This is a genomic window from Chryseobacterium vaccae, from assembly GCF_009602705.1.
GTDB classification, from domain to species: domain Bacteria; phylum Bacteroidota; class Bacteroidia; order Flavobacteriales; family Weeksellaceae; genus Chryseobacterium; species Chryseobacterium vaccae.
Window position 1 is genome coordinate 733,608 of sequence record NZ_VSWH01000001.1, and the last position, 22,789, is coordinate 756,396.

Here is a 22,789-nt window from a genome sequence, read left to right on the forward strand (position 1 = left end):
CTTAAGTATTTTTTAAGTGACAGGCTTTGTGCATATGAAGTACACTTTAGTTTTATGAAAATCAAAGGTTTTCATCTTATGTGAACTTTTATGCGGTACTATTTTAAACTTTCTTAAGTGAACTAAAGTGTTTTAAATAGTAAACTTTAGTGTCTTATTGTAGTTAAAAAAGTTCAGACAGCTTCATTCTCAACCTAAAAAATGAAGAAAATGAAAAACAAAAAACAGGGAAAACTTCTACCAAAAGCCTGTATTATTGCCTTTACCTTTTTATCTTTTAACCTGGCAGAAGCACAGCAGCAGCTCATAGAATTAAGCGGAAGCATCAAAAATACAGGCACACACAAAGGCCTCGATTCTGTAAAAGTACAGATCGAAAACACAGAAGATACCGCATTAACAGACCCGCTCGGAAACTTTAAGATAAGAACCAGAGTCACCATTCCATTCCGTGTGGTTATTAATAAAGAGGGCTTTACCAGCCAAACCGTGGAAGTTCTTTCTCCATCCAATAAAATAACCGTAGGTCTTAATCCTCAGAATACCATTATTGATGCTGTGGTTATTTCAGCATCAAGAATTCCTGAGAAAATATTGAGATCACCGATAGCTATTGAAAAAATTGATATCAAAACCATCAGGGAAAGTCCGGCAGCCTCTTTTTATGAAACACTGGAAAATGTAAAAGGGCTGCAGCTCTTAACCTCCAGTCTGACGTTGAAAATTCCCAACTCCAGAGGATTCAATTCACCAAATAATTTCAGATTTATGCAGCTGGTGGATGGCGTAGATGTACAATCTGCAACATTGGGTGTGCCGCTTGGAAATGCTATCGGGCCTACAGAACTGGACATCCAGTCTATGGAAGTGACGCCCGGTGCCGCCTCCGCATTATACGGGATGAATGCCATCAACGGATTGGCGAGCCTACAAACGAAAGACCCTTTTACTTCCGAAGGATTAAGCGTTTATTTCCGTGGTGGAGTTAACCATGTGGACAATGTCAATCATAAAATAAGTACTTTGGGAGAAAGTGCACTGCGGTTTGCTAAAGTGATTCATAAAAATTTTGCCGTAAAAATCAATGCGTCTTATTTCACCGGAACAGATTGGATTTCCAACAACCTCACAGATCAGAATCCTAATTCATTCATTACAGCTAATCCTAATTTCCCTTTAGCTAATAATCCCGCTGAAGATCTCTGGAATAAATATGGTGATGAAAGAAACAACAGAGTCGCTGTAAAAGTAGATTATAACGGAAAACCAACCACATTCAATGTTTCCAGAACAGGATATCTGGAAAAGGACCTTGTGAGCCCGGAAGTAAAAAATATAAAATTTGATGCAGGGTTATATTATCGTTTCGGAGATCAATGGAAAGCATCGTATGTATATCGCTACGGATTGCTGGACGGGACTTTCCAAAGAGGGAATAAGATTCGTTTACAAAACGCTACCGTTCAGAATCATAAAGTAGAGCTAACAGGTAAAGAATTTACCTTTAGAACCTATGTATCTATTGAAAACACGGGGGATTCCTACAATTTAAAGCCATTGGCAGATAATCTGGATCTAACCAACCTTTCCAATAACAACTGGAAAAATATCTTTCAGACCACATTACAGAATAACCTCAATGCAGGCGTGAATCTTAATGATGCTTTTATTCTCGCACGCAAAGAAGCCGACAAAAACAGAGCAGTACCCGGCACTCCTGCTTTTGAGCAGTTAAAAAATACCATTATCGGAATTAATAATTGGGATTCTGCCAATGGAGGAATAGCAGGTGCTCCCGCAACGGGAGGAGCTAAACTCGAACAAAAATCCAGATTTTATCAGAGTGAGGCGACCTATGATTTCAGCAGACTGGTGAAAATATTTAACCTTCTGGCTGGTGTTGACTACCGTCTGTACAGCATCACTCCCGACGGAAATAACTTTGTTGATTTTAACAGGCCTGTTAATGAAAGAAATATTCCTTTAGCTGAGGGAACATTCGGGAAAGACGTTATTTATCAGAAATATGGAGCTTTTGCGCAGATTACTAAAGTATTTTTTAATGACAAATTAAAGCTGAACGCCGCTTTACGCATTGACAGAAACCCGGAATTTGAGGCCAAGCTGAATCCCAGAATAAGCGTAGTTTACTCTCCGGTTAATCAGCATAATTTCAGAGCATCTTTTCAGAACGGATATCGTTTTCCGTCATTGTTTGAGGCCCTTTCATTCGTTAACAACGGAAATGTAAGAAGAGTAGGAGGTCTTTCAAAAGTGAATGAAGGATTAGGGTATCTGGAAAACTCATATACATTAGCCTCTATCGACAAATTCACTTCTGCCGTTAATGCTGATATAGACGGAGGAAAAAGCCAAAGCCAGGCAGCCCAGGATAACAGACAGCTTTTAACCGTTGCCAGCCTTCAAAAATTACAGCCAGAAAAAATCAACTCATTTGAAGTAGGGTATAAATCTGTTTTTTTTAATAGCAAACTGGTTCTGGACTGGGATTTCTATTATAATATCTACGAAGGATTTCTTGGGCAGGTGGAAGTTGCTGTTCCCAAAAACAGTCAGGTAGGAAGTAATACCGCTATTCTTGCCATGCTTGACCGAAGTAAGCAGGACCGTTACAGGGTATATACCAACAGTAACAGTACGTACAAAAGCTACGGTTCTTCATTAGGAATCCGCTATAATATAACGGGAAATTATAATATCAATACCAATGTTTCTTATAATGATCTTGCTTCCAACAATACATCGGATCTGTTCATTACCGCTTTCAATACTCCGAAATGGATGGTAAATGTAAGCGTAGGAAACAGAGAAATAGTAAAAAACATTGGATTTACGGTCGTAGCAAGATGGCAGAACAGTTTTATGTGGGAAAGCCCCTTAGCTTCGGGGAAAATTCCGGCTTATTATACGATTGATGCACAGGCTACCTGGAAAATTCCGGAAATCAATGCTCATGTGAAAATAGGAGCAACGAACTTACTGAACCACCGATATTTTCAGTATGCAGCAGGTCCTGAAATAGGAGGATTATATTATCTCGCTTTTACCTATGATCTAAAACTATAATCAAGATGAGTAATTCTTTATATCCCATATTCTTAAAACTTGAAACTTTGTCATTACTCATCATTGGTGGTGGCAAAGTTTCCCTTGAAAAGTTAGAGTCAGTACTCAGAAATTCCCCTGAGACCCCTATAAAACTGGTGGCAAAAGAAATTATTCCGGAGATCAGAACTTTACAACATGAGTTTCCGAATATCATATTGCATGAAAGGCCTTACCATATCAATGATTTTACGACTATTGACCTTGCTATTATTGCTGTAAATGATATTGATTTAGCAGCACAGATCCGGGATCATGCCCATCAGAAAAATGTACTGGTTAATATTGCCGATAAACCCAATCTGTGTGATTTTTACCTGGGCTCCATTGTTAAGAAAGGAAATCTTAAAATTGCCATCTCCACGAATGGAAAATCTCCTACTATCGCAAAAAGATTAAGAGAGACCTTTACAGATACCATCCCTGATGAAATGGATCATGTACTGGACAATATGCAGAACATACGCGATCAGTTAAAAGGAGACTTCGATTATAAGGTTGCAGAGCTTAACAAAATAACAACTCAATATCTTTCTGGTGATGAAGCTTCTCCTGCAAAATCCAATATGGAAATTGAGAAGCTCATCAATATCACCAAAATTGCTCAAAGAAAAGCCAATATCTATCTGGCCGTCATAGGCGTTTTACTTTTGTTCGGAATATTGGGATTGGTGGTCTATCAATTCAACCTTTCCGGAAATATTCAGTATTTTCTGAATAAAGACGGGCATATTTTTTACTGGATGTTATTGGCCGGTTTTCTGGCAGAAATTGTTGCCGGATCAATGGGCATGGGATATGGCGTCATATGTACTACCATACTTTTACTGCTTAATGTGCCGCCGCCTGTTGTCAGTGCAAGTATTCATTCCGCAGAATCTTTCACTACTGCAGCGGGAAGCTTCAGTCATTACAAATTAGGAAATGTGAATAAAAAAATGGTGTGGGTATTGTTTCCGTTAGCTATTGTTGGCTCTATTATCGGAGCATTAACGCTTTCTCACTATGGGGAACATTATGCTCATATTGTAAAGCCCATCATTGCCTGCTATACCTTATATCTGGGATTAAACATCCTGAGAAATGCTTTTAAAAGCAAAAAATCCAACCAGCCTAAGGCAAAGCAGAAAAGAACCAATCTCAGAGTATTAGGATTGGCAGGAGGCTTTATAGATTCTTTTGCAGGAGGCGGATGGGGGCCGTTAGTAACCGGGACGCTGATTAAAGAAGGAAGAATTCCCCGCTATGTTGTGGGAAGTTCCACGGTAGCTAAATTCTTACTGACCGTTACCAGTGCTGTCACTTTTATCTTTACCATTGGCATTCACCACTGGAATATTGTACTGGGATTATTGTTGGGCGGTGTTTTTACAGCTCCGTTTTCTGCCATGCTTACCTCAAAGCTTCCTACCAAAAAAATGTTCGTGATTGTTGGAGTAGTAGTCATTCTGATGAGTCTTATAACGATAATGAAATCGCTATTATAACATATAAGCAGAACAGAAAATAGTTGATTTTCAAATAAATAATCTGAATTCGGATTAAGGAGTTTAAATATAAAAGGTGGGAAGATGGAAGAAGGAGGCTGGAAGTTACTTTTAGTTATAGATACTGAAAACCTCCGTAAAATCAAATTACTAAAAAAGAGGGCAATCTATTATTGATGACCTTCAAAACTTCCCTCTTCCATCTCCCTGCTTCCAAGCTCATAAATCAAAAATTCTTATCCCGAACTCTGAGGTTAAATAAGAATGTATGCCCCCTTTATCGATTATGATAAAGAGGGCATTTTGTATTTATTGATCAGAAAAAATCGATTTACACCCTTATTCCGATGAGTTGTAAAGCACTTTTGGTAAGGTAAATATCATCAAAAACAGTCAATGACTCAACATCATTGAATCCTGAAGGGAATAAATCATTTTTATTAAAGGATAATTCTATAGAAGGATCATAAACTGCAATAATTCTAACCTTTGAATAGCCGTTATAATCAACTTTAAAGCCATCAAACAAACATTTTTTCTCCGCTGCCTGATATTGTATCTGTTCTTCAAATCCGGCGGTATCACTTCTTTTGCCATCATTGTGCTCAAGTGATTTCCATGCAGTATAGTTTTTAGGTTCTTTCAGAATGTTTCCCTGAGGATCTACAGGTACAAACATCCCAAGCGTCAGGCGCTGACGTAAAAAACCAGCATAATTTTTCATCATTTTTAATGTCTGAAGATCGGCATATCCTTCATTTGAGTAGTACTCAATGACAAAATCGGTCATCGGAATCAGCTTATGGGAAGCATCATTCAGCATAATGGGTCTTTTCTTGTGCCAAAAATAATATTTTTATTACTTGTATTCCAAATGATAATACAATGTTTCCCAAATAACATCTTTTATGGGAGCATAAAAACAATACATTTAGCAGTTTTTACAGTTTTAAAACTTAATATTGCAAAGGTATTCATCATAAATTCCTTAGAAATGAAAAATAAAGAGCATTGGGAAAAGGTATTTTCAACCAAATCATCACAGGAGGTAAGCTGGACACAGAAATATCCTGAAACAGCGATGAAGTATTTAGAACAGCTTCAACTTCCAAAAACAGCCAGAATTATTGATATTGGCGGTGGCGAAAGTAATTTTGCCGATTCATTGCTGGAAAAGGGATATGAAAACATCTGGGTATTGGATATTTCTGAGACCGCACTGGAAAAAGCAAAACAACGTTTAGGCAGTAAAGCCGAAAAAATACACTGGATTGTTTCAGATATTACAGAATTTAAGAATGAAATACCGTTTGATTTCTGGTATGACAGAGCTGTTTTTCATTTCCTTACCGATAAAGAAGACATTGAAAAATACGTTGCTTTAATAAACAGATCCATTCCCGAAAATGGTCATTTTTTATTAGGAACATTTTCAGAAAACGGTCCTCAGAAATGCAGCGGACTGGAGATCAGACAATATTCCGAAACAACAATGAAAGAAAGGTTTAGCCAGAACTTTGAAGCTGTAAAATGTTTTACGGAAGATCACCATACTCCTTTTGACACTGTACAGAATTTCCAGTTTTGCGGATTTAAAAAAATATAAATTCTTACCATGCCATTTGATCCTGTTATGATGTCGGAAAGGTTGAAAAATCGTAATCTCGACTTTCTCATTCCGAAAACAAATATCACTGAAGCCACTTTTAACCGGGATGAAATTATTTTCAAACTAATCCGCTCTTTGAAAAAAGATATTCCGGACCTTGTTTCCTTCCTTATTTCCACCATGGGAGCATCGGGCCTGGACGAATATGATATGAGCTGTATACAACTCATTCCCACAGACCAAAAGACGGTACTGGAGAGTATTGATAATTTTCAAACCTTATGGAAGTTGAATCTGGAAATTAAAAAATATATGGATGGAGAAATTCAATATATCTATGAAGCCAGAGATACCGTCAGAACCAATTACGACAGTGAAATCAGCTTTATTATAGAAACTGAAAATTCGTATATCTACTTTTTCACCCATCATTTCTATTATTAAAGCTGATGCCAGTCAAAAAATGAAACAAAACCTTCATTTTACAGATAAATCACTGATGTATAGCGTATTTTTCGTTTAAATCAATTTGAGTATAGTCAAAATTTTGTATATTGATTACTGTTTACAAAGCTTTTATTATAAATACTCAGCACAAAATGAAACGACTAAAGAATAGGTTTTCAACAAAGATTATTCCCTCAATTTTGGGTGTCTGTTTCATGTTCTCCTGCACCCAGAGTAAAAAAAATAAAGTGGTAGAAAAGGAAAAAGAAAAGAAGGAGACAGTCATTGAACCGTTCAAACCCTGGCAAGAGCAAAAGCAGATTCCTATTTGGACAAAAATTCCTTATGCAGAATTGGTTCAGGGAACTGAAATATACAATGACGGGATGGTCTCAAATGTTTCCAACCCAACCATAACAATTTACAAACCTAAGAATAATAATACCGGAACGGCAGTTATAGTTTTTCCCGGAGGTGGTTATAATAAATTAGCTATAGAATTAGAAGGTTCCGAAGTGTGCGAGTGGCTGGCATCAATTGGCGTTACAGGGATTTTACTAAAATATCGAGTTCCGGCTTCCGGCCCGCATTACAATAAAGATTGCCGCTGTGAAAAAGACCCTATTAAACCTTTAGCATTACAGGATGCACAAAGAACAATTGGCTTAGTACGCTCTCAGGCTAAAGAATGGAATATTGATCCCAATAAAATAGGCGTTATGGGATTTTCTGCCGGTGGACATCTGGTGGCAGAAGTAAGTACCAATTATGAGAAAAGGGTATACCCGATTTCTGATACTACAGATCAAATCAGCTGCAAACCCGATTTTGGTATTGTTTTTTATCCGGGGCATATGACTTTTCACACTTCTAAACCCTATGAGCTGAACCCAACAATTCCTGTCAATAAAAATACACCTCCAACTTTTATTTTACACGCAGGAAATGATAATATCGATAATATTAAAAATTCTTTGGTTTACTATATGGCATTACAGAAAGCAGGCGTAAAAACAGAATATCATATTTATGCAGAAGGAGGACATGCATTTGGTCTCAACGAATCAGCACAAAAAATACCCAATTGGAATAAACTGCCCATTGCAGATTGGGAAAAGCTTGTTGAAAGATGGCTGCAAACGATCAATGTTATTCCAGAATCAAAATAAATTAAATGCCGGCTTACTTCATAAAGTAGGCCGGCAAAATATCTTGTATCTATGATTGTTTTCTGCGGCGGACAGTAACCTTACGGTCTAATTCCCTGATATCCTGCCTCAGTTCACGGAACATTTCCTTAAAATTATAGCTTTCATAATCTCCGGGTTCAAAATCTTCCGGGAAAATTCCTGAAGCATACTGCCATATCTCCACAACTTCCTCAAAAGGAATATCATAAGGCTCATAAAAAGAATTATCAGCACTTACACAGATCGCATTTTCTTTCTTTTCTTTAAAACGTTTATAGGTAATTCCATCATTTAAGGTGACAAAAACATAGGTTTTTCCCGGTTTTAATTCATTGATGCCTTCCACATATTTTCCTACAATATAAGAACCGCTTCTGAAAGGAGGCATAGAATCTCCGTCTGCAGGGAAGGCTCTGTATTTTCCGTTAGTGAGGAAAGGAAGTGCTATACGCTGAAGACTTTCAATATAATCTACGTCGCTGTAACCCTCCAGATATCCCATAGAGGCCTTCTGGGGAATGATTTCAATGGTATCATTTCCATGAGTATCTACAGCAACTGGAAGAACAATCCTGTTATCCGGAAGCTTCAGCATTTCGTCTATCGGATATTTCTCAATATCTACCGAGAGCAGCAAATCAATACTTACATGAAAGTATTTGGATATTTTTATCAGCAGCTCGATAGGAGGTTCTGATATTCCGTTTTCATATTTGGAATACCGGACTCTGGAGATCGTTAATTCATCGGCTACATTTTGTTGGGATAGCTTTCTTTTAGCTCTTAAAAAGCGTATATTATTTGAAAAAATTGACATTGATAAAAGTATGTAGGCAAAAATACGAAATTTGATTTCGTTTATCAATGATTAAGACTGGTTTTACCGCAGGAAATAAAGAAATTTACTTGCGCTTTTCCTATATATGATGTTCATGTAAAAATAGATGATAAAATATGTTAATATTTTGGCTGTTATATCAAATAATATAATATTTGCCTGATGATTTTTGAGAAACAGCATATACCCCAAAAGTTCAGAGCCATTTTAGCAGTGGTCTTTACTTTTTGTATCCTTATTTCTTCATGCGCTATCAAAAACAGCATCAGACAATTACTGAATTTTGGCTGTGCACCGGTTTCCCAATCTTCGCCTACCAAAGAAAAAAAATATCAGAATCCCGCTCCGTCGGTATGCAAAATCTGTAAGGATAAAGAAATTCTTACCAAGGAACAGAACAGTAAAGATTTTTCTTTTTCTGATCTTCCTGAGCTAACAGCGTTTGCATTTATTATTTTCTGCGGAGCTTTTCTATGGTCTAAATTTCAAAAACATCCTTTTTACAGTAGCTCTAAACTGGAAAACGATCTCCCTATTTTCCTGAGGTACCGTAAACTTATCATTTGATTTCCTGATTTATATATCCGCCCGGAATCAATTAATGATTAATTCCGGCTTTACTGACTTAATTTTCAGTCAGTAAGATAATCTCTTTGTATCTGGCTTAAAGAAATAGTTTTCTGAAAAACTATCCATTGGCTGTGCAGAGATATTTCACACTACAATAAAATCAGAAATCAAACAATAAAAAAATGAAAAACATTCATAATATAAAATCCATTGTTCTATTATTTATTTTCTTAACTTCCTATCAGATGGTTCCGGGAAAAAGTAAAATGCAATCACAAAGATTTTCACAGAAGGAAACAGCTGTGGATTCAGAGGATGATCTTATCTTCATCCAGGAAGACGGGAAGAAAATATCATTAAGTGATTTAAAAGGAAAAATTGTCTTTATTAATTTCTGGGCAACCTGGTGTAGACCATGTATTGAGGAAATGCCTTCTATCCAGAGCCTTAAAAACAAATTTAAGAATGACGAAATCGTTTTTATCATGCTGAACATAGAATCCAACCTGAGCAAAGCAAAAAAGTTTATGAAACAGCGTAATCTGGATCTGCCCGTTCATATTGCCGGAAGCAAGATTCCGTCATCCTTATTCAAGAATGTAGTTCCTACAACACTCATCTATAATAAACAGGGAAAACTGGAAGCCAATATTCAGGGGATGAGAGATTTTGGAGAAGATGAAATCTATCAGGCATTAAAAGAATTATCTGAAAAGTAAAACACATCATGAAGAATACAAAAATATGGATCAAGAAAAACTGGTCTACCTTAACTTTAGCAGCTATTTTTATAATCCTTTTAGTAAGCCCGGATGCCAAAGCGTGGCTGATGCGGCAGATGATAGCAACCGGAATCTTTAATTCCAGTATTAAAGATTCCCCTACATCTGATGAAACGAAGTCTGCATCTGTCCATTTTAAAGTAACGGATGAAAAAGGAGAGGTTTTCAATACTTCACAGCTGAAGGGAAAGGTAGTCTTTATTAATTTCTGGGCATCCTGGTGTCCACCGTGCAGAGCAGAATTTCCTTCCATTCAGAAATTGTATGAGAAATATAAGGCTCATCCGGATATGGTATTTCTTACCATAAATCTCGATGATAATCCTGAACTGGGAAAAATTTATTTAACGGATAATCAGTTTACCCTTCCGTTTCTGACGCCTGTAGAGAATATTCCAAAAGAATATTACAGCGGATCACTGCCCACTACTGTTGTTTTGGATAAGCAGGGTAAAATAAGACTGCATCATACAGGAATGGCAGATTATAGTAAAACCTCGTTTTATGATCAAATGGATTTACTTTTAAAGGATAACTAATACTTTAAATAATTTTATAAAGGCCTCTCTGTATTCCGGAGAGGCTTTTGCTTTAACTGATTAATCTTTAAAAAGACCACAAAACGGTTCATTTTTTTTTCAATATAATCTCCGGATAGTGAAGTCAGCATCAAATTTTGGAGATCAAATCTGGTCTAAAAAAGGGCTTGCTGGTCTGAAATGGCTTCAGAAAAATTTAAACTTTACATAATCGTTATAAGCCTCTTAATATTAATTCAACATTTCGAAGTGCATAAGTTGGCATTTAACATAATTAAAATCAATCAGATAAATAATAAAATGAATAATTCAATAAATTTGAGTTATATTAACGAAATATTAAATAATAAAAAAATATAATTATTTTATTTAAAAATATTTTGACTTATTATTATTTTTCATATTTTAGTGATGTATTAATCATATAAAATTATATCATGAAAAATCTAAAAAAACTAGACAGAAACGAATTAAAAGCTATTTCAGGAAACGGACTACTTGATCCAATCGGAGGACTACTTGGCGGATTAGGCGGAGTAGTAGGTGGAGTAGTTGGCGGTGTAGGAACCATCGTTGGTGGAGTAGTAGGTGGAGTAGGTTCTACCGTTGGTGGAGTTGTTGGCGGTGTAACTACCGTTGTTGGAAACGCTCTATGCCAGACTCAGTGTGTAATTAATGGTGTTGTTCACATCAAATTACTTGAGTGCGGATCTACTTGCTAAGAAGCAAAAAAGCACTGACATTAAAAATTATACCGCTCTTTTCAGAGCGGTTTTTTTACGGTTTCCCGTTTTTGACTTAAACTGTTCTTTTCGTATTTTTAAAATAGTAACCATGACTGCATACGATGAGATCTTTATTATTACTTATTTTAGCTCTGATATTTAACTTTCAATTGATCTATGGGCGCGGAAAATGCACAGGCAGTGAATATTGCAGCGCCTGCGAAACCTGTAATTATTGTAAACATTGTGCTAAAAATGGTGGCAGCTGCGGAATTTGCGGAGGCAGCGACCGGGAAGATCATCATTCATCAATGAATTTATCTGAAAAGAAAAGTTTCTATGGTGATACTCAAAATTCTGAGAACAGCAAATCCTGGGAAAGGTATCTGGTAATTTTCTTATTGATTATTATAGGGTTATTGTTTTTGAAAATTGCTTTGCAGAAACCAAGGAAATAAAAACTTTGCTTAGATAAAGTCTGAAATTTTTTTCTCTCGTTGATTTGGCTAATCTGGCAGATTTATTAAAATTTCATGAAATTCTTATTGTGATCCAAAGGTTTATAAATTTAAGTTCTGAAATCTTTAAATCTCTAATCGCTGAGAATCGTATATAAATTTTCAAGCTTTACATGGGACTGTACAGGAGACTGTGAAAAGGATCTAATTTGAGGATCCAACAGAATGTTTTATATAGAAACAATTACAATTTAACATAATATAAATTATAGGAATTATTGAATTCTAATTTTAAAGCCTTTTATTCTATTTCATCTTTTCATGTAATTCTCGATTAACAGAAATCCTGGGATGAAAATTAATCATTATATTTGCCAAATAATGTCAAGATAAAAAATGTCAAGTATATTTGGTTCCAAACTCAGAATGCTTAGGGAGCAACAGCAGATTCCCCAAAGACAGTTAGCTTCCATTTTGGAAATTGACACAGCAACCTATTGTAAAATCGAAAAAGGCGACAGACAGGCAAAACGTGAACAGGTTATCGTTCTCGGAAACTTATTACAAGCTGATACAAAAGAACTCCTTAGATTGTGGTCAGCAGACAAAGTTTATAATATTATTGCCGAAGAAGATGAAGCAGCACAAATTCTTAGTGTTGTGGCAGAAAACATCGCTATTCACCAACATTCTAAAACAGAACATGAAACCACTAGTAAAATATAGAGGCGGAAAATCAAAGGAAATTCCACACTTAAAAAAACATATCCCGGAATTTAACGGCCGCTACATTGAACCTTTTTTTGGCGGCGGAGCCATGTTCTTTCACCTTGAGCCTCAAAAAGCGATTATTAATGACATCAATTCAAAGCTGATGACATTTTATAAAGGTGTAAGAACTGATTTTGAAACTTTACAGCGCGAGCTTTCAGAAATTGAGGAAATCTACCGTACCAACAGAAAGCAGTTTGAAGAATTAAAAGCTTTAACACCCAATGAAAGAGTTACGGATCATAACGAAGCTCTTTACTATCAGCTCAGAGATATGTTTAATGATCTGGCGGAGAAAAGATATTCAGATGCTTTGCTCTACTTCTTCATCAATAAAACAGCTTATTCAGGTATGATTCGTTACAATTCGAGGGGAGAATTTAATGTTCCTTATGGCAGGTATGTCAATTTTAATACCGCTTTGGTAACAGAAGCTCACAGCCAATTGCTTACGAATACTGACATTTATAACCTTGATTACCAGGCTATTTTTGAAATGGCAGAAGAAGATGATTTTATGTTTTTAGACCCTCCTTATGACTGTACTTTTTCTGATTATGGAAATGTAGAATATAAAGACGGAGGTTTTGATGAGAAAAATCACACTGAGTTAGCCAATGCATACAAACAATTAAAATGCAAGGCATTGATGGTTATTGGGCGGACTCCGTTAACTGAAAAATTGTACGGAGATATGATTGTGGATGAATATGGAAAATCGTATTCTGTCAATATCCGAAACCGTTTTAAGACTTCTGCTTCTCATATTTTAATTTCCAATTATGGAAACATTGCTGAACAACAGGTTGAAGCATTAAAATTAAATAAAGAATTAACGCTCTAAACTTCCATGGCAAGTATCAACAGTAAAGTAATATTCGTTACCACCTCTCCGAGAACTCCTGCTAAAATGATTCCTGAAATTGAGTTATTAAACACTCATTTTGCAGGACAAAAATGGAATGTCGAAACGCAGAGAGAATTTATGGAGCTGTTGAAGGAGGAAAACTTTTTCAATGGAGAGGGAGCAAATGACCCTGCGTTCAGCGCAAGAGACCGGATAAACAGAGCCCCTAAAGCACTTGGTTTTGTAATTCTTTCCCCCGAAATACGTCTAACTCCTGCAGGAGAAGAACTGGTCAATTCAAAGCGGAAAGATGAAATATTTCTGAGGCAGCTCCTTAAGTTTCAGGTTCCTTCCCCATTTCATAAACCTAGTGAAAATTCTGCCGATTTTTGGGTAAAACCTTATCTCGAGCTTTTCAGATTGATCAGGCAGTTTGGCTCATTGAAATTTGATGAATTGATGATTTTCGGGCTGCAGTTAACGGATTATCGGAATTTTGATGAAATTACGGCTAAAATTGACCGTTTCAGAGCAGCTAAAGCACAAAACGAAGGCAATTATAAACAATTTCGTGCTGAATATTTTGACCGGGAATTAAGAGAAATTTATCATTCTGACATTAGCTCCGGCAACACAAAAACAAGAGAAACGGCTGATGCTTCAGTACCAAAATTTTTGAGTACAAAAGCCAGTAATATGCGGGATTATGCTGATGCCTGTATCCGCTATCTGAGAGCAACGGGTTTAGTCAATATTTCACATTTAGGAAAAACAGTTTCCATTGTTCCTGAAAAAATGGAAGAAGTTGATTATTTTTTAGAGCACACCGATAGAACCCCCTGCTTTATTGACAACGAAGAACAATACATAGATTATCTGGGTAATGCAACGATACCAACCCTACTAACTGACAACAGAGAATTACTTGAGGAAAAAATTCACAGTGAATTTCCGGAACTTACGATATCTGCCACTGCGACTTTACAGGATCTTAAAGACATATTTGCTGACGAGTTAGAAAGCAGAAAAGAACAAATACTAGCACACCAGATTTCAGCCATAAAAGATTATCGTCTTTATGAAGACATCAATACAACATTTGAACAGATAATCGCCAATTCATTGTATGATGCCCCTCTGATGTTAGAATGGAATACCTGGCGGGCAATGACGATGCTGGATGGAGGTAATATTAAAGCGAATTTAAAATTTGACGACTTCGGAAATCCTATGTCAACTGCGCAGGGAAATATGGCAGATATTGTTTGTGATTACGAAACTTTTGGATTGACTGTAGAAGTCACCATGCAAAACGGCCAGCGACAATACGAAACCGAAGGTGAACCAGTAACCCGGCATCTTGCGAAATTAAAACGCGAAATAGATAAACCCGCTTACTGCTTGTTTATTGCTCCCAAAATACATGAAGCCTGTATTGCGCATTTTTATGCTTTACACAAAATGAATATTAAATTTTATGGAGGAACTTCCACCATCATCCCTCTTCCATTGAATATATTTTTAAAGATGGTTGAGGATTCACATAAAGCGCATTATGTGCCGGAACCCAGACATGTCCAACGATTTTTTGAACGCTCAAACGAATTAGCCAACACTCTGGACAACGAGGCAGACTGGCACAACGCCATAACAAAGGAAGCACTGAACTGGCTGAATCAATAGAGATTTCTTAGGATTACCAATAATAGGTACCCTCCTGCCCTTTTTTTATTTATTTAGATTAGGGTATACTAAATTATACCTCCGTTCCAAAGTTGGTCTGTAATCTCTTCTTCGCTGTGTTCAAAATATTCCCCATTTTTATTTTTATGCCTCTGAAACAGCTTGATATCATACGTCTTACAGTTTATTTTCAAGAAATTGGGATAATAATCACTGCCAAAACATATATAATTGTAAAACAGAGACCTGAAGGATTTATCATCAGGGTCAGGAATTTCAAAGGTTTTCATCCGCCTTACAATTTCGGCCAATTCACTTTTGGTGAGGCATTCAACCTTTTCAGGATCCGCTAAACATATGTCAAAAGCAAGGTTTTCAGCTCCATTGCCTTCCCACCATTCCCAAAGATTAAATTGTGACATGTCTTTACCTGTCATTCTATGAAGCTTATTTTCCAGATTTTTATATTCGCTGGAATCTTCATCTCCATGCTCATCGCAGTATGCTGTATAATCTAAAATGAGGTTTAAAACATCCGGATAAAGCTTTTCTGCTGTTTCAAAATCAGGTTCTATTTCCTTTCTTAATTCCATTACTTTTTCCTATTTCTTCTTTGTTAATTTATATATTATGTTAAATTCATTTAAAGAAAATCTTTCCTAAAATTCTTTATTCTGCCCTAGCCAAAGCCCTTCCACATTAATTTTTATGATCTGTCCAATAAAATTACAAAAACTTACCACATGGCAAGTTTTATGCTGATGAAATAAAATACCTTTATTCTCAACAAAAAATAAAATAATATGAAACCTAAAATGATCTGGGCCAATCTGGCTGTAGCCGATCTGGACCGCACACAAAAATTTTATACCAGTCTTGGGTTTAAGCCCAATAATCCACACAGCTCCAACGAACTGGTAAGTTTTTTCTTCGGGGAACAGGATTTTGTCATCCACTTCTTTCTGAAAAAAGTTATAGAAAATAATCTGAAAATGATGAAATTTGGTGATTCCCAGATTGCCAACGAAATCATCTTCACTCTTTCAGCCGAGAGTATAGAGCAAGCCGACCAATGGGCTGAGGAAGTTGAAAAAGCCGGAGGAACAGTTATTTCGCCCCCGGAAAGCTTTGGACCAAATTATTATGGTTTTGTCTTTACAGACCCTGACGGTCATAAATTTAATGTATTTCATATGTAAAAACCGGGAAAACCAAACGGAAAATATTTTCTCAATTTAGCGTCTCTTTTTTCAGGTAAATAGCATAGTTACTGGATGAAAAAAGACGCCCTATACGGGCTTCTAAGCGTTTTTGCATATAAATGAGTTTATTTCATGATTTATTCTAAAATTCAAATTATTTCCATTTTTATTTATAGTTTTATAAGCTCAGAATATTGAGAAATATATGGATTATCATACATTCCAGCCCCATCCTGATCTGGCAGATCTTATCAAGTGTTATTGGACCCTGGACAGTGCCAAAGAAGACGTTCCTCAAACCCAGACCATCGTTCCGGATGGATGTATGGAAATGATCTTTCACCACGGTGACCTGTATAAACAATATATTGACGGAAAAGCCACTGTACAGCCAAGAAGCTGTGTTTTCGGTCAGCTTACCGAACCTTTAAAGATAGAGCCCACGGGAATTACAGGGATATTTTCTGTCCGGTTCCATCATGACGGTTTTATTCCGTTTGCAACGATTCCTATAAAAGAAATGGATGATAAAGCAGTTTCATTGGTGGAACTCTTCGGAAATTCCGGAACTGAACTTGAAAGTAAAGTTATCCTTGCCAAAAGAACTGAGGATAAAATAGATCTGGTAGAAGCATTTTTACTCGGAAGGCTTAATACAGAAACCATTGACAGAATTGTTCAATCTACAGTAGATCTTTTGCTGAATGTTAACGGACAAATATCTGTGAATGAGCTTTCCCGACAAACCAATATCAACCGAAGACAACTGGAACGTAAATTTTCCTCCGTAATCGGTTTAAGCCCCAAACAGCTTTCCAGAATTATCAGACTGCAAACGACCCTCAAACTTCTTCTCCATAAAGAATACTCTAATCTTACGGCTCTGGCCCATGAGTCTGAATACTACGACCAGGCTCATTTTATCAAAGATTTTAAAGAATTTACCGGGCTTACCCCCAAAGAGTTCTATGGTGAAAACCTGAAAATGTCTTCCCTTTTCTATGGAACAGAATGATGATTTAGATGGATTTCAGTTATTTCCAGCTCCAAAAAATTACCTTGTCGCATTTTTACAATTTTAAGTAGGTCTTATACCTGAAATTTGTCAGCATAAAACAGAACGACAATGAAATCAAAACTAATCCTCGCCATAATCGCGATATTAACAGCAGGAAGCTGGGCACAACAGCAAAGTGAACTCAAAAAAATGGAATGGCTCCTCGGAACCTGGGAAACCAAAACTCCCAAAGGCAGCTTATATGAGACATGGACAAGAAAAAGTAACTTTGAATTTCAGGGTAAAAGCTATTTTCTGAAGAATAAAGACACTCTGCTATTTGAGACTGTTCAGCTTGTAGAAAAAGATAAAAAACTGCATTATATAGTCTCTGTAAAAAAACAAAACGGTGGATTTCCTGTAAGCTTCGTTTCAAAAAATACCTCTGAAGAGAAAGCGACTGTGTTTGAAAACCCTCTTCATGATTTTCCACAAGCTATTTCTTATAAAAAAACAGGAAAAGACTCTCTATTGGCAGAAATTTCAGGAAGTAAACACGGTCGGGAAATGAAACAGCAGTTTCCAATGAGGAAGATAAAATAGAAATGATGGTTGTTTCTGCAATGAACAATCATTAATTTTTATGGTTTAGCTTTTCAGGTTTCGGCGGCCGGAGGCCGCCGAAACCTGACCCATACCGCTTCGTCCAAATTTACTTATCCACGTCTTTACTCTCCCATACAAAGCCTAAACTAAAAAACATACTTTTTTAATTTTTGACTTCAGTAATCTGTGGGAAATTTTCATAACTTTTAATCTGGTTTCGCACAAATTCCACAGATTCTACAAATCTTTTACCAGCATAGAATATAAAACATTCTTTGCAACATACATTTACTCATAAATCATCTCCTTTTCTAAAACAATTTTGTTTCTGCAAGCCGTCACCACTACTCTGTCTCCCGGCTCAAAACCATCTTCTGTAGGCTCTTTCAAGGATTTAGTATAAATTTGATTTTAAAATCTTCAGCTTTTCATTTAGATAAATATTTTTTCATACATTCACATGAATTTTACACAAAACATATTAAAAATTCAGATGAAATAATATTTCAACTGAAAATATATAAACTAGTAACAATACAATAAATAAAAGCTTAAAAATTTAATAGAAGGATTAAATTAATACCAATTAATTACAATCCCTTATTAAAAAACACCATCAGATCTATGTTGAAAAATTTAAGACCCGCCCGCTTTTTACTCCTGCTTCCCCTTACTTTTTTGATGTTCGGTTTCAACTCGCCCAGAGATGAAGACGAAAAAATGCAGGTGATTATGATCAATACGAAGAATATTTTGTCTTATTTGCATTACAGTCCAAAAACCATTAATGATGCTTACTCAAAAGATGTTTATAAACATTATTTTGAATTGATAGATCCTACACAAAAATATTTTCTCCAGTCTGATATGGATGAATTCCGTAAATATGAAACAAAACTGGACGATTATCTGAACAATGGAGATTTAACCTTTTATAAAATTACAGTCGATAAGCTTTATCAAAGGATGAATGAAATTGATAAGATTACTCAGGATATTTTCAGTAAACCTATCAATCTGGAAGAAGATGAAACATTGATTTTGGAACCCAAGCTGAAAAAAGCACCGGCTAATAAACAGGAGCTTTATAATGAGTGGAAGAAATTTATCAAATATAGTATTCTGCAAGAAATAGAATCCATGAACAGTAAAGATGAAGCGGAAGAAAAAAATAAAGATTCTGCTAATAAAGATAGCAATATTAATAAACCTGAAGTATTAAGCCAAAATCAAAAAATAAAAAAAGCCACAGAAAATGTTAAAGATTTTCTGGAAGAAAAATTTAAAAGGTTCAACAAAAGGAAAAAGATGGATTGGTTTAGTTTATACATGAATTCATATGCTCATGTTTTCGATCCACATACCACTTATTATTCACCGCAGGGAAAAGAAGATTATGATTCGGACTTCAAAGGAAAAATAATTGGGATAGGCGCGATGATCCAGGAAAAAAAAGGTGGCCTTTATATCAGTACATTAACAGTTGGAGCCCCAGCCTGGAAATCTAAACAGCTGACTGAAGGTGATAAGATTTTAAAAATAAAATCTAATCCAAATGATGATGCTGTCAATATTATTGAGATGCTTTCCAGCGAAGCCGTAAGATTAATCAGAGGTGAAAAGGGAACGGCAGTAACTTTAACGGTACAGAAAAAAGACGGAACCATTAAAGATGTTACCATGATTCGCGAAGAAATAGCTATTGAAGATACTTTTGCTAAAAGTATTATTGTAAATACATCCGATAAAAAATACGGACTTATTAATTTGCCAAAGTTTAATGCTGACTTTGAAGATAAAGATGGAAGAAATGCATCTGATGATATTAAAAATGAAATTATCAAACTTAAGGAACAGAATATTCAAGGAATTGTTCTTGACCTCAGAGACAACTCAGGCGGTTCTTTAACAGAAGTAGGTGATATTCTGGGGCTTTTTGCAAATGCAGGTCCGTATGTGCAGGTGAAGGATGGAAATGGAAAGATAACAACTTTAAAAAATAAAAATGAAACTCCGGTCTGGAGTGGTCCGCTTGTGATTCTACAGAATGAGTTTTCAGCCTCTGCAGCAGAAATTTTATCCGGAGTTATGCAAGATTATGGAAGAGCCGTAATCATGGGATCTCCGGTATCTTATGGAAAAGGGACTGTACAGGTATTTGTAGATCTGAACAAGTTTCTCAATACTCAGGAAGACTTTGGTGCTATAAAATTAACCATTCAGAAATATTATAGAATCACAGGAGAATCTACCCAAAGAAAAGGAGTTACCTCAGATATTCCTATGAAAGATATCCTATCTTATGCTGAAATAGGTGAAAAATATGATGATTTTGCATTAGCCTGGGATAGAATACCGGGAACAAGTTTCAATAAACAAAACTTTTTCGATGTTCAGGCTTTACAGAAAGTAAGCACGGAAAGAATTGCTAAAAACAGTAACTACCAGTTATTACTTGAATATGCCCAATGGAGAGAAAATCTGGATAAAGAAAAAACAGTCCCTCTGAACATCCAGAAATTCAATGATCTTATGAAACAGAGAAAGATTCAGACTGAAAAATTCAAAGCTTTAAATACATTAGAAAGCGGTCTTAAATTCACTATGTATCCAAAGGATATTGAAAGAGAGAAAAGTGATGCTGCATTCAAAAATAAATCAGAAATATGGGTTAAAAATCTGCAAAGAGATTTATATCTACAGGAAGCAATAAACATAATTGGAGATCTCAAAAGCAGATCTTAAGCACACTCTCTTACCCTGAAATTAAGAAGCCCATATAGAGCTCATGAATGTATTTAACCTACATTTTTGAGCTCTTTTTTATTAAAATTAAAAATTTTATTTAAAAAATTTGCGTAGCTAAATAACTACACATATATTTGTAGTCAAATAACTACACAATGAATTTAAGAAGAGATGTATTTCAGGCCATCGCAGACCCTACCAGAAGATCCATATTGATGCTGGTAGCTTCTCAATCCATGACTGCCGGAGCCATTGCATCCAATTTCGATACCGCAAGACCTACCGTTTCCAAACACCTTCAGATCCTTACAGAATGTGAACTGCTGAGATCAGAGCAAAACGGCCGTGAAATTATTTATCACCTCAATCCTAATAAAATGAAAGAAATTGCCGATTTCATAGAGCCATTCCGCAAAATGTGGGATGAGAAATTCAATAAACTGGAAAGTGTGATGAAGGCATACCAGAACATGAATAATAAGAGATAAAAGATGAAAGACTAATAGATAATAGACGTCAATTAGTATCAACCTTCATCCATGCTAAACCCTCAAATTCAAAATATAATATGGAACTCAAAACAAAAATCCACGCAGAAGACGGAAAACAGGAAATATTCATCATCAGAGAATTTGATCTTCCTGTAGAACTCCTTTTCAAAGCCTATACAGAAGCTGAGCTGTTCGAGCAATGGATGGGTACAAAAGTGACAAAATTTGAAAATAAACAGCATGGAAGCTATCGTTTCGAAACCTTAAATCCTCAGGGTCATGTAGTGTTCAGTGCCAATGGAACCATTCATGATATTGTTCAGAACGAGAAGATTATAAGAACTTTTCAGATGGAAAATACCCCTTTCCCTGTACAGTTCGAATTTTTAGAATTTGAAAAATTAACGGATATAACCAGTAAAATCACGATCCAGACTATTTATAAATCTGTAGACTTCAGAGATCAGCATCTGAAAATGCCATTCGCCCAGGGAATTAATATGGCGCATAATCGTTTACAGGACATGTTTAAATAAGAGAGAAAAGAAAATAGATGAATAGATGAGAGATTAAAAGCCTCAAATTACTATTGAAAGGATAGCAGCCTTGAACATTAAATTTTAAACTTTAAACCCTGAATTCCAATGAATCCAAAAGTTGATTTTTTCTTCAAAAATGCCGGACAATGGCAAAAAGAATTTGAAAAATTAAGAACAATTGCCCTAAGCACCGAATTGACAGAAGATTTAAAATGGGGCTGTCCCTGTTATACCTACAAGGGAAAAAATATTTTCTTAATTCACGGATTTAAAGAATATTGTGCTCTACTCTTCTTTAAAGGTGCACTAATGAAAGATCCTGATCATATTTTAATCCAGCAAAGCAAAAATGTACAGGCTGCAAGGCAAATCCGCTTTACAGAAGTACAGCAAATCATTGATTTGGAAAAAGAACTTCAGGCTTATATGTTTGAAGCCGTTGAAATTGAAGAATCGGGAGCTAAAGTCGAAATGAAGAAAACTAAAGAATTTGAAATGCCTCAGGAATTTCAGGATAAACTGGATGAAGATCCTGTGCTGAAGGATGCTTTTGAATCCCTAACTCCGGGAAGGCAGAGAGCTTATCTACTCCACTTTTCTTCAGCCAAACAATCCAAAACCAGGGAAACAAGAATTGAAAAATGCATTCCTCAAATCCTAGACGGAAAAGGCCTTAATGACTAAAACTTAAAAACCACAACAATGGAAACATCAGTTCAATCACAAAAAACAAAAAAAATCATTTACTGGATCTTTACCATCTGGATGTCATTGGGAATGGTCTCAACGGCTATTGTCCAGCTTATGAAAAACAAAGATGAACTTGCCAATTTTACCAATCTGGGCTACCCTACTTATCTTATGAGCATTATCGGAATCTGTAAACTTCTCGGAGTTATTGCCGTTCTTATTCCTAAACGCTTAATTTTGAAAGAATGGGCTTATGCAGGGTTCATTTTTGTCATGGCAGGTGCTGTAGCCTCTCATCTTATTGTTGGAGATTCAGTTGGAAGAACTTTTCCTGCTGTCCTGTTACTTGCCTTAGTCATTATTTCCTGGTATTTTAGACCTGCCAACAGAAAGATTTCCGTAAGTAATCATTAAATTTAAATCCAATATATTTAATACAAATTC

Annotated in this window: 23 protein-coding genes; 20 read left to right on the forward strand and 3 right to left on the reverse strand. The window is 35.9% G+C overall.

Annotated elements, in window-relative coordinates:
* Positions 1–210: 210 nt before the first annotated feature.
* Positions 211–3,087 (forward strand): TonB-dependent receptor, encoded by a 2,877-nt coding sequence (locus FW768_RS03330; protein WP_153392379.1) that lies wholly within the window; start codon positions 211–213, stop codon positions 3,085–3,087.
* Positions 3,088–3,092: 5 nt separating this feature from the next.
* A complete protein-coding gene (locus FW768_RS03335; protein WP_153392381.1) occupies positions 3,093–4,613 on the forward strand; it encodes a TSUP family transporter in 1,521 nt (506 codons plus the stop codon).
* A 331-nt stretch (positions 4,614–4,944) separates the two neighbouring features.
* Here FW768_RS03335 and FW768_RS03340 read toward each other — a convergent pair whose 3' ends face one another.
* Complete coding sequence (locus FW768_RS03340; RefSeq protein ID WP_153392383.1) at positions 4,945–5,436, reverse strand: hypothetical protein; 492 nt, start codon at positions 5,434–5,436, stop codon at positions 4,945–4,947.
* A 171-nt stretch (positions 5,437–5,607) separates the two neighbouring features.
* Between FW768_RS03340 and FW768_RS03345 the strand changes: the two genes are divergently transcribed.
* From FW768_RS03345 to FW768_RS03355, 3 genes are all read left to right on the forward strand, one after another.
* A complete protein-coding gene (locus FW768_RS03345) occupies positions 5,608–6,219 on the forward strand; it encodes a class I SAM-dependent methyltransferase (protein ID WP_153392385.1) in 612 nt (203 codons plus the stop codon).
* A 9-nt stretch (positions 6,220–6,228) separates the two neighbouring features.
* Positions 6,229–6,666, forward strand: a complete 438-nt coding sequence (locus FW768_RS03350) for a hypothetical protein (RefSeq protein WP_153392386.1) — start codon at positions 6,229–6,231, stop codon at positions 6,664–6,666.
* Positions 6,667–6,821: 155 nt separating this feature from the next.
* Positions 6,822–7,838 (forward strand): alpha/beta hydrolase, encoded by a 1,017-nt coding sequence (locus FW768_RS03355; RefSeq protein ID WP_196782919.1) that lies wholly within the window; start codon positions 6,822–6,824, stop codon positions 7,836–7,838.
* Between the two features lie 49 nt (positions 7,839–7,887).
* On the opposite strand, the gene FW768_RS03360 is transcribed toward FW768_RS03355, so the two are convergent.
* Entirely contained in the window at positions 7,888–8,676 is a 789-nt protein-coding gene (locus FW768_RS03360) for an XRE family transcriptional regulator (protein WP_153392388.1), read from the reverse strand.
* Between the two features lie 183 nt (positions 8,677–8,859).
* On the opposite strand from FW768_RS03360, the gene FW768_RS03365 reads away from it, so the two are divergent.
* The 7 genes from FW768_RS03365 to FW768_RS03395 all read left to right on the forward strand — a co-directional run bounded on the left by FW768_RS03365 (position 8,860) and on the right by FW768_RS03395 (position 15,072).
* Positions 8,860–9,264 (forward strand): hypothetical protein, encoded by a 405-nt coding sequence (locus FW768_RS03365; protein WP_153392390.1) that lies wholly within the window; start codon positions 8,860–8,862, stop codon positions 9,262–9,264.
* Positions 9,265–9,449: 185 nt separating this feature from the next.
* Positions 9,450–9,986 (forward strand): TlpA family protein disulfide reductase, encoded by a 537-nt coding sequence (locus FW768_RS03370; protein ID WP_310000388.1) that lies wholly within the window; start codon positions 9,450–9,452, stop codon positions 9,984–9,986.
* A gap of 8 nt (positions 9,987–9,994) precedes the next feature.
* Positions 9,995–10,588, forward strand: coding sequence for a TlpA family protein disulfide reductase (locus FW768_RS03375; protein WP_153392392.1), 594 nt, complete (start codon positions 9,995–9,997; stop codon positions 10,586–10,588).
* A 437-nt stretch (positions 10,589–11,025) separates the two neighbouring features.
* On the forward strand, positions 11,026–11,310 hold the full coding sequence (locus tag FW768_RS03380) for a bacteriocin-like protein (protein ID WP_153392394.1): 285 nt from the start codon (positions 11,026–11,028) through the stop codon (positions 11,308–11,310).
* 857 nt (positions 11,311–12,167) lie between these two features.
* On the forward strand, positions 12,168–12,497 hold the full coding sequence (locus FW768_RS03385; protein WP_153392396.1) for a helix-turn-helix domain-containing protein: 330 nt from the start codon (positions 12,168–12,170) through the stop codon (positions 12,495–12,497).
* Complete coding sequence (locus tag FW768_RS03390) at positions 12,475–13,386, forward strand: DNA adenine methylase (RefSeq protein ID WP_153392398.1); 912 nt, start codon at positions 12,475–12,477, stop codon at positions 13,384–13,386. The genes FW768_RS03385 and FW768_RS03390 overlap by 23 nt, the downstream gene beginning before the upstream one ends.
* A gap of 6 nt (positions 13,387–13,392) precedes the next feature.
* Entirely contained in the window at positions 13,393–15,072 is a 1,680-nt protein-coding gene (locus tag FW768_RS03395) for an AlwI family type II restriction endonuclease (RefSeq protein WP_153392400.1), read from the forward strand.
* Positions 15,073–15,140: 68 nt separating this feature from the next.
* Here the strand turns inward: FW768_RS03395 and FW768_RS03400 are convergent, their stop codons facing one another.
* A complete protein-coding gene (locus FW768_RS03400; RefSeq protein ID WP_153392402.1) occupies positions 15,141–15,665 on the reverse strand; it encodes a hypothetical protein in 525 nt (174 codons plus the stop codon).
* Between the two features lie 210 nt (positions 15,666–15,875).
* Here FW768_RS03400 and FW768_RS03405 point away from each other — a divergent pair, with 210 nt between their 5' ends.
* The 8 genes from FW768_RS03405 (at position 15,876) to FW768_RS03440 (ending at position 22,759) form a co-directional block, all read left to right on the forward strand.
* Positions 15,876–16,271: a VOC family protein gene (locus FW768_RS03405; RefSeq protein ID WP_153392404.1), complete on the forward strand. Its 396-nt coding sequence runs from the start codon at positions 15,876–15,878 to the stop codon at positions 16,269–16,271.
* 208 nt (positions 16,272–16,479) lie between these two features.
* A complete protein-coding gene (locus FW768_RS03410; protein WP_153392406.1) occupies positions 16,480–17,289 on the forward strand; it encodes a helix-turn-helix domain-containing protein in 810 nt (269 codons plus the stop codon).
* Positions 17,290–17,400: 111 nt separating this feature from the next.
* On the forward strand, positions 17,401–17,874 hold the full coding sequence (locus FW768_RS03415; protein ID WP_153392407.1) for a DUF6265 family protein: 474 nt from the start codon (positions 17,401–17,403) through the stop codon (positions 17,872–17,874).
* 627 nt (positions 17,875–18,501) lie between these two features.
* Entirely contained in the window at positions 18,502–20,622 is a 2,121-nt protein-coding gene (locus FW768_RS03420; protein ID WP_153392409.1) for a carboxy terminal-processing peptidase, read from the forward strand.
* 158 nt (positions 20,623–20,780) lie between these two features.
* Positions 20,781–21,113: an ArsR/SmtB family transcription factor gene (locus tag FW768_RS03425; RefSeq protein ID WP_153392411.1), complete on the forward strand. Its 333-nt coding sequence runs from the start codon at positions 20,781–20,783 to the stop codon at positions 21,111–21,113.
* A gap of 80 nt (positions 21,114–21,193) precedes the next feature.
* Positions 21,194–21,652: an SRPBCC family protein gene (locus tag FW768_RS03430; protein ID WP_153392413.1), complete on the forward strand. Its 459-nt coding sequence runs from the start codon at positions 21,194–21,196 to the stop codon at positions 21,650–21,652.
* A gap of 108 nt (positions 21,653–21,760) precedes the next feature.
* On the forward strand, positions 21,761–22,339 hold the full coding sequence (locus FW768_RS03435; protein ID WP_153392415.1) for a YdeI/OmpD-associated family protein: 579 nt from the start codon (positions 21,761–21,763) through the stop codon (positions 22,337–22,339).
* A gap of 18 nt (positions 22,340–22,357) precedes the next feature.
* On the forward strand, positions 22,358–22,759 hold the full coding sequence (locus tag FW768_RS03440) for a DoxX family protein (protein ID WP_153392417.1): 402 nt from the start codon (positions 22,358–22,360) through the stop codon (positions 22,757–22,759).
* The last annotated feature ends 30 nt before the right edge of the window (positions 22,760–22,789 follow it).